This window comes from Coleofasciculus sp. F4-SAH-05 (genome assembly GCF_040222985.1).
GTDB lineage: Bacteria > Cyanobacteriota > Cyanobacteriia > Cyanobacteriales > Coleofasciculaceae > Coleofasciculus > Coleofasciculus chthonoplastes.
This window is the reverse complement of the sequence record NZ_JAVKBY010000215.1, coordinates 17670-33030: the sequence shown is the minus strand read 5'-3', so window position 1 is coordinate 33030 and position 15361 is coordinate 17670. Positions and strand designations below refer to the sequence as shown.

Here is a 15361-nt window from a genome sequence, read left to right as displayed (position 1 = left end):
GTCAGGGGAGGGGGGATTATTGGGGCGTGACGACGATTCAGCGTCAAGGGTTTACACCTCCGGTGACGTTTGGTGGGGGTGGATTTAGTCCGGGACAACGGTTGCAAGCGTCGCAGGTGGGGCGGACTATTGTGGGTGAAGCGGAACCGGGGACGTTGGTAAGGCTGACGCAAGGATTTAGCGATCGCGTTTTGGCTGAGGTGTTGGTGGATTCGTCGGGGGTTTATCGGTTTGAAGATGTACCGATTGGGGGTCAACGGTTGGGGAATTATCGAGTTTTATTATATCCTCAAGGACGCCTTTCCGCTCAGCCGGATGTGCGGGAGGCGACATTTTCTACGGTTCCCGGACAAATTCCGGATGGGGCTTCGGTGACAATTGTTTCAGCGGGTTTGTCTCATCAACCCTCTGGAGTTCAAAATCAGAATTTTATTGGAGAATGGCATAGTTTTCAGGGAGGAATTGCCCAACGGTGGGGCGTATCGGAAGATTTGACAATAGGTGTGGGGGGGATTTATGACCAAACCGCGAGGGGATTAGCGGATGTATTTTTTCGCCCCAAAGGGATACCCTTGGAAGTGGCGGCGTCGGTGTTGAGTCCAGATCAACAGGGGGATTGGGATAGTAATGCGAATTTGCGTTATGAACCAACCTCTACGATTAGTTTACAGTTTAATAGCGATCGCTTTGCTCAACGGCTTAATCTGAATTGGCGTATCTTTCCGCGTTTGACGGTATTGGGAACTTATAATAGTCGCGAGGGTACGGCGGTGGGAATGCAAACCGGGTTTAGTCGTCGTGGTTTTTTTACCTTTGCCCGGGCGACGCTTGATGACCAAAATCGCTGGCGCTGGAATGCGACGCAACGGTTAGGATTTCTCCAATTGAATCATCAGGGGAATGAGTTGGGATTTCGGTCAGATTTGAATTATAATCTGTCGCGCCGTTTTCTGGGTGATGGCTATTCTGTACTGCTGAGTTATGAAACCCGCAACCTCCAGCAGGGGGATACTTTCGCCACAATTGGCTGGCGCTATCGATCCAAAGTGCGATCGCTAGATGGGAGTTATTTGTGGGACACTCAGGTGGGCTATGGGTTGGGTTCTCAGGGTTCGGGCTGGATTGCCCAGGTACAAACGACGATTATACCGGGTTTGCTGGTGCGGGGGCGTTATGATGGTGCATCGCTAACCTCGAATGAGGCGAATTATAGCCTAGAATTGGTGGCGAGTTTAAATGTACAGGAGGGGGTTTCTGGTGGCGATCGTCAATCGGATCGGTTTCGCGATCGCGGTGGGGTATTGATTCAGCCGTTTTTTGATCGTAATAATAATGGTAAGTTAGATAGCGGTGAAAACATCTACACCGAAAACCCAGAGTTATTATTAATTCTGAATAACCAACCGATTCAATCCTTTCGTCCCCAAGTCCAAGGGGATAGAATTGTCCTACGTTTACCACCAGGAACCTATCGCCTCGACTTTGATCCGTCTGGATTTCCCTTAGATTGGCAAACCGTTAATCAGGCGTATGCAGTACAGGTGGTGGCGGGAAGTTATACGATAGTACAAGTTCCCTTGGTATTATCCTATACTCTTTCTGGGGTGGTGACTGACGCCCAAGGAAATGTCGTTGCTGGGGCGAGGATAGAAGCGATTAGCGCCGATGGCGAACAACGACGATTTTCTGTTACGAATGGGGCGGGTGTTTATTATCTGGAACAGTTACCCCAGGGGATATTCACGCTGCAAATCAATCAGGAACCCGCCCAACCGGGGACAATCACTTTGGATGAGGATGCAGAACCCTTTCAGGAGTTGAACCTGCGATCGCCCTAACTCAATTCAGGACGAGAAAAGAGGGAACCCAAGATTTCACATCCTTGAGACATACTCTATACTATAAAACCTCATCAAAAGTTCAGTTCTTAATCTATAGCATAGTTGGGTAACTTTAACTCATTTTAGCTAGATTTTTTTCTAGCACGCTGACACTTGACATTTATTTCTTTATACTAGAGAAATCTGCGACAAAATCAGTCATAAATGTAGTAACCCTGCAACCTCACTAAAGCGAAACCAATGATAGCTTTGGTTAATATGTTATCAATAACAACCTCTTATAAGTCGATTAACCACCCCCGACAGGGTGATTTTTGATCGATATAACCCATTAAACCAGTCCAGTGCATTTCTACCTCAAAATCAGGAAAAAGTCATGTCTACACCGATTCAGTTCAGCCGTTGGTTAGGGATAGTCTTGTTGATCCCATTGGTATTTCTGAAGCAGGAACCGCTACAAGCCGAGTCGATAACGGCGGCTGATGATGGAACGACTACTATTATTAATGCAGACGGGAACCAGTTTAATATTACAGGCGGAACGCTTTCCGGAGATGGCGCGAATTTGTTCCATAGTTTCCAGCAGTTTGGACTCGATGCTAATCAAGTTGCTAACTTTTTATCGAATCCACAGATCCACAATATTTTAGGCAGAATATCGGGGAACGAAGCGTCAATTATTAATGGGTTAATTCAGATCACTGGTGGCAACTCTAATCTATTTTTGATGAACCCATCAGGATTTATTTTTGGGTCGGATGCCAGTCTGAATGTGCCAGGAAGTTTTACGGCAACGACGGCAAATGGGATGGGTTTTGAGAATGGTTGGTTTAATTCCAGTGGTGAGACAGACTATCAATCCTTAGTCGGTTCGCCGAATCGTTTTGCGTTTACACTGGATCAGCCAGGAAGCATTATTAATGCGGGTGAATTGGCAGTAAGTGAGGGCAAAAATTTAACCCTACTGGCGGGTCAAGTGATTAATACGGGAACCCTTTCCGCCCCCGGAGGAACCATTACAGTTACGGCGGTTCCTGGAGAAAAGTTAGTCCGAATTTCTCAAGCCGGGATGTTACTGTCGTTAGAAATTGAAGCCGCAACAGCAGGAGATTCGCTGTCAACAGTCGAAGACATTTCACCCTTACAATTAGCTGAGTTATTGACTGGACAAGACGAAGAGAGTACAGGCGTTATTGTTGACTCAGCAAATACGGTGCGACTCATCAGTTCAGATGTCGAGATTCCCACTATATCAGGAACAACAATTCTATCTGGCGTGATTGATACGTCGAGTGAGCAAGTGGCGGGTAATGTCTATCTAGTGGGCGAACAAGTGGGATTACTGAATGCCACAATTAATGCGTCTGGTGGTGATAAAGGTGGCACTATTTTGATTGGTGGCGGGTTTCAAGGACAAGGTGCGATACCGAATGCTTTACGGACATTTGTGAGTCAGGATTCCGTTATTTATGCTGATGCGATAAATACAGGAAATGCTGGACAGGTTGTGGCTTGGGCAGATGAAATTAACCGTTTTTCTGGCAGTGTGAGTGCCAAAGGAGGCGACATTTCCGGTGATGGTGGCTTGGTGGAGATATCGGCTAAGGATAGTTTGATTTTCCGAGGGTTGGTTGATGTCGGGGCAACATCCGGGAATCTAGGAACTATTTTATTTGATCCGAAGAATATCACGATTAGTGATGGAGAAACGGAGAGTTTGGCTGACAATAATCTTTTTGGCGAGAATCCAGGCAACTCTGTTATCTTTGATACGGATCAGCTCAATGAGCTCATGGGCAATGTTGTTCTACAAGCGAATAATGATATTACGATTAATCAGAGTATCAATGCGTTTAACATTAGCACGTTGACGCTGCAAGCGGGCAGAAGTATCACCATTAATAATGTGATCATTACCTTAAACGGCGGCAACTTTAGTGCCACAATTAATGATGAAAATGCTTTAGCCGCCCAGCGAGATGCAGGAGTTGCCCAATTTGTGATGAACTCAGGGTCGCAAATTTTGACGGATGGGGGTAATATTTCGATTAAACCGGGAAGCTTTGGCGGTGAAGTTATAGGAACGGTACTGCTTAACGGTGGGATGCTTAATTCTGGGACAGGTACGATTGATATTACCGGCAGAGGAAGTCTTGACGGTGCAGCAAAAACGGGGATTTTTCTGAGTAATGGTGCGGTTGTGGAAGCAACGGGAACAGGTAATATTAACCTGAATGGTACAGGGGGTTCAGGTACAAATGCGACTCGCGGTATCGAGATTCAAAATCCTGGAACACGGGTAAGTTCTGAGGATGGGGATATTTTAATTAACGGCATGGGTGGAGACTCAACCGGAAACGATAACTTTGGTATTTTTATGTTGGGTGGTGTGGTTGAATCCACAGGAATCGGCAATATTACCCTAGAGGGTACAGCGGGAACGGGAACAGATGGGAATCGAGGGATTCAGATTCAAAATTCAGGAACCGTAAGTTCAAACAATGGTGATATTGTCCTAAGTGGTGCAGCCGGAAATGCCACGGGAAATAATAACTTTGGTATTTTTATGCTGAGTGGCGGTGTGGTTGAATCCACAGGTTCAGGGAATATTACCCTAGAGGGTACAGGGGGAACAGAGGCTTCCAGTCGCGGGATTCAGATTCAGGATTCAGGGACAAAGGTAAGTTCAAATAGTGGTAATATTCTCCTTAGCAGTACGGGGCAAGATGCAACAGGATCAGATAATATTGGTATTTCTCTGCTGGGAAGTGGTACGGTTGAATCCCAAGGTATTGGAAATATTACGCTGACCAGTGAAGGTAGTATTGATGCTAGTAGTGGCATCCTGGATAGTAGTTCACCGACAACGGGTGGAACGATTGCCATAACTAGCGAAAATGGGGCGATTACGACGGGTGATATTAATACCTCTGGCGATACGAATGGCGGGAATCTTGTCATCGAAGCCAACCGGGAAATTACCACTGGGAAACTTAACACCACTGGTGGTTCCGGGGGAGGGGGTACTGTTAGCCTTAATGCCCCAAATGATATTCAAGTTAGCTGGATTAATACAGAAGGGGGTACAACAGGCGGTGCAGTTGATGTTAACACTGACAGCTTTTTCCGCGCCACTGATATCTTTACCGCCGCTAATGGAATACCTGCGAGTATCTCCACCATTGGGGGGAGTGAAGGGGGCAATATTACGATTAGCCATGGCGGAGAGAATGAAACACCCTTTGAAATCGGTGATGCAACGACGAATGGCATAGCTGCTTCCCTTACCACGGGTAGTGCGACAATTTCTCCGGTGGAATCATTCCCCTCAACTCAAACGACAGGAAATATTCAGATTATTAGTGCAGGTTCTCCACAGACGCCTGTTCCGCCAGAAACTCCTCCAGAGACGCCTGTTTCCTCAAAGATAACTTTGTCCCCGGATGTCATTTACAATCTTTATGACGGAATTGATTTAGATAATCTTGGTGAGTCTTCGTCTTTTATCAACACCACCGATAATGTTAATCAAGCGCTGCCGATTATAGACGCATCAACCCCACTTTTGACCCTACAGGATGCATCAGGGGCGACGAATCGCTATATTGAATCCTTAGAACAAGCCCGACTGAAAGAGTTTGCGGATTACTTTGGGCAAGATTTCTCTCAGTATTCAATTTCCTTAGCCAGTATTGAACAGACGTTGGCAGAAATTGAACGTCAAACCGGGAATCGTTCTGCCGTGGTTTATGCAGTAACCCAACCGGATGGCGTGAAATTAGTCCTCTTTACCGCCGCCGCCGAACCTGTCACTAAAGTTATCCCGGTTAATCGCGACCAACTTCTAGGAGTTACGAATGAACTGCGAGTCCAACTGACGGATGCATTTCGCCGTCGGGGGAATGGTTATTTGAAACCCGCGCAACAACTTTATCAGTGGTTAATTGCACCAATTGCATCGGAACTGGAAGCGGCTGAAATTGATACGTTACTCTTTTCCATGGATGCGGGATTGCGAACGATACCTATGCCAGTCTTGCATGATGGTCAACAGTTTTTGATTGAAAACTACAGCCTCAGCATGATTCCCACATTCAGCCTGATGAATAGTAATTATCAGGCGCTGGAAAATCCGCGAATCTTAGCGATGGGGGCATCAGAATTTACGGAACTGAATCCGTTACCAGCGGTTCCCGTTGAGTTATCAACGATTGCCCAAGAAGTGGGTTCGGGTGAAGTGTTTCTCAATCAAGAGTTTACCTTAGAGAATTTAATTCAAGCACGCCAGCGTTATCCTTATGAAATTATTCACTTAGGAACTCATGCCGATTTTAAATCTGGGGGACCAAGTAATTCCTATGTACAGTTGTGGAATGATAAGCTAACTTTAGACCAAATGCAACAGATGAATTGGGATAATCCGCCTGTAGAATTATTAGTGTTATCGGCTTGTCGCACGGCGGTGGGTGACAATCAGGCGGAGTTAGGGTTTGCTGGATTAGCGGTGGCGTCGGGTGTGAAGAGTGCTTTAGGTAGTGTCTGGCAGGTGAGTGACCAAGGTACATTAGCTTTAATGACTGAGTTGTATAACCAACTGGGTCAGACTCCAATTAAAGCAGAGGCGCTACGAGAAGCCCAGTTATCTATGTTGCGGGGAAATGTAGTGATTGAAGGGGGACAATTGCGCGGGAGTGGAACGCGAGGAGGGGTATCATTACCGCCACAATTGGCAGAGTTGGGACAGGTGGATTTATCCCATCCTTATTATTGGTCGGGATTTATAATGATTGGTAGTCCGTGGTAAGTTATAGCAACCGCCATGGCTGTTAGGACACATCATTTATGTAGAGACGTTGCATGCAACGTCTCTACACGATTAATTTTCTGCTTCAGTTGTAGAAACAGAAGGAATAAACTCCTCCGCGTAACCCACATCAAACACAATCGCGAATTGTAACTCAGGCATCATCCGCTTCAGAATACGCAAATGACCTTCAGCATCGCCACGACGACGGAAGCGACCCACAATGACATGTTGCAAATTCGACTGCAAGCGGACAATTTTCCACGGACTTAACCTGTCTTGATAATTCATTTCTGTAAAACCCCTTGTGTCAACGACCCATGACTAATGGCTGTACATGATAGTCAGGGCTGAGATTATGGATAGAGAACCCGGTGAGATCATGTTTCAGTCTTATATAGTGATACGGCTTTCATCAGAGCTATCGGGATAGAATCCCTGGTACCGCTACCTTAGAACTGAACAGGGAACAGTAAGGGTTTGAGGGCGATTTACTTGCACTGGCTCCGGAGCGTACCGTTTTATGCCAGTCCGACTACTTACCCTAAACCTTGGAGCTTTTTGCTATACCTAAATTAGATAACTTTTAAGGGGTGCATTTCATTTTAGAGTTTCGATTGATCAGCAGATGAATTTTTCAAAAATTCTTATTATGTAAAAAATTACTTATACGGGAATAAAACCTCTCGCAATGTGAGGGATACTCTCCGACTTCTGACTAACTCTCTTCCCTGATACTTATCTTTTTTGCGAGGATAAATGCCATGTTGCCACTGATAACGGGCAACCCCTTGCAAAATAATTAAACTTCCAGGTGATAACAGAAAAGGAATCGTAGTTTGCGTTGGTGGGTGGGTAAAATTCATCACACAACTACTCCCTAAACTCAGGGAGATAATGGTATTGCCAAAACAGGGAACACAGTCAACATGATTGGTAATTCCTTGACCGGGTAAGTATTCATTAACAATCAGTTGATCGGGGGGAGTTGGGGTGACGCGATCGCGAACCAGTCGTTGTCCCAGTTGATCTGCCCAATTTGGCAATTCTCCCAAGTAGCTGGCGGATGCTAATGCCCGTTTTTTATACTCATAGCGATACCCATAATGTTGCACTCTGCGTTTTAATTGGGTTGACCATTCCTGTTGGTCGATAATCTCCAGTAATTGATTTTGCTCCTGGGTATTGATATAATCGGGGATCAACTTTAGTCCAGGTATATCTGGCACAATAGATTCTGAGTTAGTGTCTACATCGAAGTTGATAGATTTTGACGATGGTCTCATTATTAGCAGAAAAATTTATTCGATAAGCTGATTAACTAGCTTGTTAAAGGTTAACACATCGAAATGATCACGTAAAAGGTTAATCAGCCCAATTTGGAGTGAGTCATTGATTAGAGTTTGTCCAAAATTTAGTTATTGACAAAACGCTTCAACAAACCTGACAAAAACTTCAACTCCGATTGCCAACGCCGTTTCATCAAAATCAAATTGGGGATGGTGGTGAGGGGCGTTAAATCCTGGGTCTTCCGGGCTTAGTGTGCTAAACTATCAGTTTTAATGAATCAGGAAGCTTGCCACACAAGGACTATAGTTTTTAATCGCCTCAAAAAAAATTTGAATTTGGGTAAAAATGGTTAAAGCTATTGCTGTCCAATATTCTGGCAAATCAAACTAACAATTTAGCACACTAACTACGGAAGACCCATAAAATAGCTGTATGTCCATCATGACCGCAAGCGTGCATAATGCCGTGGTGTTGCGATTGACAAGGAACTGAGTTGTCTTCGAGAATAGGTAAGGCATCCATATCAGCGCGAATGGCTAAATTTTGGGGGTTTAGACTGGGTTTTTTGCCTTCGATTTGGGCGATAATTCCGGTTTTGGCGATGCCTGTTTGATGGTTAATGCCCCATGCAGTTAATTTTTGGCTGATAAAGTTAGCGGTTTGGTGTTCTTGGAAACTGAGTTCTGGATGTTGATGAATGTGCCGACGCCACTGGACTAAGTGCGACTGTAAGCTATGAATTTCGTGTCGTCGGTGTAGTTGATTTTTCATTGTTCATTGCTGATTGGTAAAACATCGTTATGGCATATTGGAGATAGAGGTAAAGGAATTGTAGGGGCGACCCGCTGCAATAATGAACAGGGAAATTACCTAACTTGATCGGGTCGCCCGATATTAAATGAAAATCAATTCCAACTTGCCGTGAAGTGGGCAAAAGCTAGAAAGGATAATAGAAGCGTTTCTAGGTTGATAACTCTTACCCACGATGGCGAATTGACACAGCTAAAATTGTGGATTAGATGTGACGATTGAATCGGGCGCACGGAGCGTGCGCCCCTACGATTTCGAGACTTGTTAGCCGCTGATTTGAGTCAGTTGGGGAACAGTTTGTTGGTTTAACTGTTGCACCAATAAGTTGAGAAATAAGCCCACATCTGTTACCACACCCAGAGACTCAACTGAACCGCGATCGCATAATTTGGTGACAACGGCGGGATTGATGTCCACACAGACAATTTGCACGCCTGCGGGGGTCATGTTGCCGACGCCAATGGAATGTAGCATGGAGGATAACATCAGAATCATGTCTGCACCATGCAACAAACGGGCGTATTCCTGTTGGGCGATAATGGTATCGGTGATGGTGTCGGGTAGGGGTCCATCATCGCGAATGGAACCTGCTAAGGCAAAGGGTATCCCCTGTTTGACGCATTCGTACATGACGCCACGCTTGAGGATACCTTGATCGACAGCCCGTTCAATGGTGCCACATCGTCGGATACAATTGATTGCTTGCAGGTGGTGTCGATGTCCACCGCGAACGTTGATTCCTTGCTGCATATCTACGCCTAGGGATGTACCAAACAAGGCTTGTTCGATATCATGAACCGCGATCGCGTTTCCACCGAGTAAGGCTTGTACGTATCCTTGGCGAATTAACCTGGCTAAGGCGTCACCCCCGCCTGTATGGATAACCACTGGACCGGCGGTAATGACGACTTTCCAGCCGCTTTCCCGATAGGTGAGTAAATCGTTAGCAAGACGTTCTACAATTAAACGGACTTGGCGTTCACTGGATACACCAGAGGACATGAAACTAAATTCGCGATCAGGTGGGTTGGCTGGGGTTTTATCCTGGATACGAATCCCCTCGTCTCCAACAACCACCAAATCGCCAACTTCCAAATCTCGCAACAGTTTGCACTCGGCGGATAGGGTGGGGGTATAATTGATTGCGATCGCGGCATCCATGCGCTGGTTTTTTACCCGTAACCATTCCCCGGCGATAAAGACATCTGTAGGATAAATGGTTGTACTGTAGAAGTTGTCTGGGGCGACTCCAGCTTTAGTCACGGATGCGACATGGGCTTCTTCAGTATAGGAACAGAGGGACAATTGGGGACAATGGAGTAATTGAGTCATAATTCTTCTGTGATGGGTGTGAGGATGGAATTGGTGATCTTCGTTTTCACGGTATGTAGTGCAACGAAGCGCTATAAGTGTTGAGTGGGAGATGTGTAAATTGTGTAGGGGCGAGATTCACGACTATCCTTTCGGTTTCACAAAAGAAAGATAGATTAGGACTTAAGCAAAGCCTCTATGTGTAGGGTGTGTTAGCGCAGCGTAACGCACCTTTGCCACGGTATGTGGTGTAGGTAAACCCGCCCCGACTCAAGTTTCTAGACTTCCCGTGAAACGTTAAAATTGGCGATGGGTTCAGTTAGGCGCAGGGTTAAACATTTGGCGGTTCCTCCAGATTTGAGGAATTCCGAAAGCGGGGTTTCAATGACTTGGAAACCGATGGTGGTTAAACGATGTTTGAGTTCGTGACTGGCTTGGTGCAAGATAATTAAATTGTCGATATTGACTGCATTACAGGCAAAATTCTCAGCATCAACGCCTGAAATGGGAATCCGCCGCGTTTTGGGGATGCGCTTTTCAATTAGGCGGTTGGAATTGTGATCGAAGGCGCGGGGATTATAGAGGAGATAGCCACCCGTTAACGGACAAAAGCAGGTATCCAGGTGATAAAATCGCGAATTAATCAGGCGTAGGGAGACAACCTCGATATCTAGCCAGGAGGCTAAGTAAGCATGGGAATCGAGTGTAGAACGGAAGCCGTATCCCGCCCAGAGTAAGGCTTCGCCTCGGTCAAGTAGGGCGTCTCCTGCACCTTCAAAGGGTAAGTTAGGTGGGAGTTCATAGACAGTAAAGCCTTGCTGTTGGAAGTAAGCGTTAAAGAAGGGTTCTTCCCCCTGGCGTTGTGGATGACGAAAGCGACTGACGATGGCTTTATCCCCACGGATAACTCCGGCGTTGGCGGTAAAGACGAAATCGGGTAAACCTGGTTGGGGTGGGATCAGTTCTACGGTGGCGTGTTGGTTGATACTGTGGTAAAGTTTTTCCCATTGTTGGAAGACGCGATCGCGTTGAGTTTGGTGCAGGTTGCCTTCCATCCAAGGATTAATGATGTAGTCCACGTCAAAGTAGTCAGGACGACACATGAGAATGCGCTGGCATTTTTGGCGTGGTGATGGTTCTGGATGCATCAGCCGGGATTGGCGATTTGCCAAACCGGGATTAGTTTGAGAAATGATGGTATTGTGCATGATAATTAGAGGTGATTTGAATGTGGCTCTAACTCAAGTGATATGCTAGGGTTAGAGCTTTTTTTTGATCAGATCGTCGGTTAGAAACCGCAGCTACATAGAGGAAACCCTTGATTGTTCCAGATACCCAGTTGCGGTTAAACCTAACGGGAAGGGATTTGTTTCTGTAGGGGCGGGTTTTACCATTAACGTTTTGGGTTGATCCAAATTTAACTAAACCCGCCCTGACTACGTTTTCCCTGATCCCCTCTATTCGTTACTACCTCCATTGCGCCCAATTTCGCACAGAAATCGCCAAAAAAAATTTTTTGCCCAAAATCTGCGAAAACTTTCTGTTTCAGCCGTGTAACCCAATAGGAGTATCCATACCCCCAAGCCATTCCTCTGGGGAATTGGAATCAAAACCAATAGCGGCTTAACCATGTCCGCAGGAGAACAGTATGTCAAATCAGGGATGGAATCTGTTTTACCGCCAACTCATCACATCCGTGGCGTCATCGGCGATTAATGTTTACCAAAAGATTCGCGCCGATGATTCCGTCAGAAACCCTGTCGTCTCACCTTACCTAAATGCCTGTGGCTATATCCTCAGCCTCTGTGTCTTAATCAATAGTAGCCCTGTACAAGCCCAACCAATTGTTCCCGCAGCAGATGGGACAAATACAATTGTTACACCCAATGGGAATCAATTTGATATTCAGGGGGGAAGTCTTTCTGAAGATGGGGGTAATTTATTCCACGATTTTGAACAATTTGGACTTAATTCCGGTCAAACGGCTAATTTCTGGGCAACTCCCCATATTCAGAATATCTTAGGGCGGATAAGTGGGGGTAATCCCTCGCTGATTAATGGGAAAGGTGATTGTTTGGGCGGATGATACGACTCGTTTTTGGGGAAATATTAGCGCCCGTGGTGGGATGGCGTCGGGGAATGGCGGGTTTGTTGAGGTGTCGGGAAAGCAGAATTTGATGGTTCAGGGAACGGTGGATTTGAGTGCGGCGAATGGCGGTTTGGGGACGTTGTTACTTGATCCGACAGATATTGAAATTCGGGATGGTTCGGGGAATGGGACAAATGATGACACGTTACCGGATTTATTTCAAGCTGAACCGGGTTCTCCTTTTGTGATTTATGAGACGACATTGGAAGGGTTGGCAAGAGATACGAATATTATTTTGGAAGCGACGAATAATATTGTCATCAATGATTTAGCGGATAATGAATTAAAATTTTCCAGGGATACCAATCTCACATTAACAGCAGATGCTGACGGTGATGGTTTGGGTTATTTCTTGATGAACCCTAATGACACTATTTATTCAATTGCAGGAACTGTATCGATTTCCGGAGTGGGTCTAACTCTGGGAAATATTACTACCAGGTCTGGCAATATCATCCTTAATAGCAGCGGTAATATCAACGCAGGGGAATTGAACTCGTCCCCTAACGGTATTGATTTTGCAAATCTTGCTTATAGTGACGGTGGTCATATCACCCTTAATGCTGTTAACGGGAACATTGTTACAGGAGAAATTAACTCTGGAGGTAATTATTATCAAAGTGTTGGTGGCGATATAACCTTCACCGCTACTGGTGACATTACAACGGAAGGAATTTTTTCAAGTCATGCTTCTCCTTTTAGTGGTCGCAGCCAACTAGGAGGAAAAATTACGCTAACAAGTACAGAAGGATCTATTCACACAGGCATTATAGACTCATCTGATAGTATTTTTGGTTTAGGTGGTGGCAAAGGGGGCGATATTACTCTTACAGCTAACAGGAGCATAACGACTGATGATATCAACTCTAGCACTGGTCCCCTTGGCGGTAGAGGAGGTCATGTTGAACTATTTTCTAATGGTGATATCAGTACAGGAAATATTAATACTAGCAGTGATTATTGGTATGGTGGCAATATTACCTTAACCAGTAATCTTGGAGAGATAAATTTTGGAGATGTAAATTTGTCAGGTCGTAGTATGGGGGGTGGAGGTCTTCCAGCAGTTCCACCCGATTGCAGCGGAAACCGCTGTAATGATTTTGAGGTTGTTGAAGTAAATTTGTTTTCAGGAACACTAACGGTCAATACCAACCCTGAAAACCCAGTAACCAATGAATCAGAGGCTAGTCAAACTTCTAACAAAACTCCCACACTGGATTCTAATCCAATGCCTAATTCAGCCTTTGATTCCAGTTTTAATCAAACATCTACTTTCAATATTCCTTCTAACAATCCAGATAGTAGTTCCACTAATCAAGCTAGTAATATTTCTAATTTTCCACCGGAGTTTGTTCCTACGTCATCACCACTACCGCTAACATCGCCTATTCCTACATTCGACAATCCAGTGCTTGAAGACCCAACTAATGCGGGAAATTTAGAAGATAGGATACTTGAAGTAGAGGAATCGCGAACAAAAGAATTTGAAGAATACTTCGGAGAAAAATTCCCAAACCAACTCATGTCAGTTACACAGATTCAAGCCATGCTGGGTGAAGTTGAACGCCAAACTGGGATAAGATCTGCTGTTATCCATATCGCCATATCCGATAATCAGATAGAACGCATAATGATTTCTTCTGGTGGTAAACCTGCTGGTGAAAATACTCTGGAAGCTAACAATGAAACTTTGCTCCAGCTAGTTAACGATTTTTTATATTCAGTACAAGAAACCCAGACGGAACTCTATAAAGCTGATGCTCAAAAACTATATGATTTGCTGATTCGACCCTTAGAGGCTGACCTGCAAGCGCAAAATATAGATACATTATTGTTCTCATTAGGGTCAGGTTTGCGTTCTATCCCACTGGCAGCTTTACATGATGGACAACAGTTTTTAGTAGAAAAGTATCGATTTAGCCTCATCCCTTCCTTAACTCTTGCCGATATCCGCTATGAAAATATTACCAACAAAAAACTGGTCGCAATGGGAATCTCCCAATTTCCATCAGGACAAGAACCATTGCCCAGTGTACCCGAAGAAATATCAACCATAGCTCAAACGCTGGAGTCAGGGAGAACCTTTTTTGACCAAGATGTGACAATGAATAATTTGAAGGCACAACGCCAGCAACCGTTTCACATCATTCATCTAGCTACCCATGCTAAATTCCAACCTGGAAAGGTGAACAACTCCTATATTCAACTTTGGGATGAAAAACTACAATTAGATGAGTTAACCCGTTTTAAATGGTCTGATCAACCCAAGGTAAATCTGTTGGTTTTAAGTGCTTGTCAAACTGCATTGGGGGATAAAGATGCCGAGATGGGTTTTGCTGGATTAGCGGTAAAAGCTGGGGTGAAATCTGCTGTCGCTAGTCTCTGGAGAGCCAATGATGGCGCAACATTTAAGCTGATGACCAATTTTTATCAACAGTTGAGTGCATCATCTATAAAAGCTGAGGCATTGCGACAGGCACAACTAGCTATGTTACGTGATGAAAACGTATCCCATCCGGCTTATTGGGCAGCTTTTACTGTAATTGGTAGCCCTTGGTAACTTTTGCGCTGTAGAGAAGAGTTTATTGGGTAGATTTTATCTCTCATACAGCTAGCCATCAAGTTTTCAACAGTCACACTAAAGGAGGTGATAACGCATACAACAACTGACAGTCAACTCAGCTCAATGCTTACAGAGAAATCGATAAAGTTGAGCAAGCGTACTTCTGAGCAACCAATCCTAAGTAACAGTTTGAACAGTCTCAAGTAAAGAAGGAGTATCTCCAATGAAAATGATTTTCACGGTTCTGTTTCTTTTATCTAGTGTGGTGATGGTATTTCCTGTAAAAGCACAAGTAATACAGTCGTCATCAGAGTCAGTTCCAGATTTTCCACCTGAATTAGATGTAGCATCACCACCAGTAGCACCACCACCAGTAGCACCACCATTACCACTACCAGTAACACCAATTCCAGAACCACAACCCGAAGAGCCACAAAAAATTCCCGAACCCTCTTCTATCGCAGGCATTTTGGCATTGGGTGCATTAGGAGCAACTTCGCTGCGGCGACGCCAAACCAAATTAGGCGGTAAGTTGAGCAAGCGAACCTGATATAAGCTGTTCGGCATTTAAACCTTAATGTCAATAATGGCGA

Annotated in this window: 7 protein-coding genes and 2 pseudogenes; 4 read left to right on the top strand and 5 right to left on the bottom strand. The window is 45.0% G+C overall.

What is annotated here, in order from left to right:
• Both RIG27_RS26960 and RIG27_RS26955 read left to right on the top strand, forming a co-directional pair.
• Nucleotides 1–1838, top strand: a 1838-nt coding sequence (locus RIG27_RS26960) for a carboxypeptidase-like regulatory domain-containing protein (RefSeq protein ID WP_446350251.1), incomplete at its 5' end; no start/stop codon positions are given.
• A 379-nt stretch (nt 1839–2217) separates the two neighbouring features.
• Entirely contained in the window at nt 2218–6645 is a 4428-nt protein-coding gene (locus tag RIG27_RS26955) for a CHAT domain-containing protein (RefSeq protein WP_446350250.1), read from the top strand.
• Between the two features lie 72 nt (nt 6646–6717).
• On the opposite strand, the gene RIG27_RS26950 is transcribed toward RIG27_RS26955, so the two are convergent.
• The 4 genes and pseudogenes from RIG27_RS26950 to RIG27_RS26935 form a co-directional block, all read right to left on the bottom strand.
• The gene (locus RIG27_RS26950) at nt 6718–6936 is read right to left on the bottom strand and encodes a hypothetical protein (RefSeq protein WP_446350249.1); all 219 of its coding nucleotides are present in this window, start codon (nt 6934–6936) and stop codon (nt 6718–6720) included.
• A gap of 371 nt (nt 6937–7307) precedes the next feature.
• Nucleotides 7308–7931: an alpha-ketoglutarate-dependent dioxygenase AlkB gene (locus RIG27_RS26945; RefSeq protein WP_446350248.1), complete on the bottom strand. Its 624-nt coding sequence runs from the start codon at nt 7929–7931 to the stop codon at nt 7308–7310.
• Between the two features lie 427 nt (nt 7932–8358).
• Nucleotides 8359–8706, bottom strand: a pseudogene (locus tag RIG27_RS26940) (M20/M25/M40 family metallo-hydrolase); the annotation flags it as partial.
• A 303-nt stretch (nt 8707–9009) separates the two neighbouring features.
• Nucleotides 9010–11204 (bottom strand): annotated as a pseudogene (locus RIG27_RS26935) (ornithine cyclodeaminase).
• Between the two features lie 500 nt (nt 11205–11704).
• On the opposite strand from RIG27_RS26935, the gene RIG27_RS26930 reads away from it, so the two are divergent.
• Together RIG27_RS26930 and RIG27_RS26925 are read left to right on the top strand one after the other, a co-directional pair.
• Nucleotides 11705–12142, top strand: a complete 438-nt coding sequence (locus RIG27_RS26930; protein WP_446350247.1) for a two-partner secretion domain-containing protein — start codon at nt 11705–11707, stop codon at nt 12140–12142.
• 112 nt (nt 12143–12254) lie between these two features.
• The gene (locus RIG27_RS26925; protein ID WP_446350246.1) at nt 12255–14765 is read left to right on the top strand and encodes a CHAT domain-containing protein; all 2511 of its coding nucleotides are present in this window, start codon (nt 12255–12257) and stop codon (nt 14763–14765) included.
• 180 nt (nt 14766–14945) lie between these two features.
• On the opposite strand, the gene RIG27_RS26920 is transcribed toward RIG27_RS26925, so the two are convergent.
• Complete coding sequence (locus tag RIG27_RS26920) at nt 14946–15335, bottom strand: hypothetical protein (protein WP_446350245.1); 390 nt, start codon at nt 15333–15335, stop codon at nt 14946–14948.
• Nucleotides 15336–15361 lie beyond the last annotated feature (26 nt).

What these genes read in the sequence shown, in the direction of transcription:
- RIG27_RS26955 (WP_446350250.1), top strand. Translation starts at nt 2,218, where the DNA reads ATGTCTACACCGATTCAGTTCAGCCGTTGGTTAGGGATAGTCTTGTTG.
- RIG27_RS26950 (WP_446350249.1), bottom strand. Translation starts at nt 6,936, where the DNA reads ATGAATTATCAAGACAGGTTAAGTCCGTGGAAAATTGTCCGCTTGCAG.
- RIG27_RS26945 (WP_446350248.1), bottom strand. Translation starts at nt 7,931, where the DNA reads ATGAGACCATCGTCAAAATCTATCAACTTCGATGTAGACACTAACTCA.
- RIG27_RS26930 (WP_446350247.1), top strand. Translation starts at nt 11,705, where the DNA reads ATGTCAAATCAGGGATGGAATCTGTTTTACCGCCAACTCATCACATCC.
- RIG27_RS26920 (WP_446350245.1), bottom strand. Translation starts at nt 15,335, where the DNA reads ATGCCGAACAGCTTATATCAGGTTCGCTTGCTCAACTTACCGCCTAAT.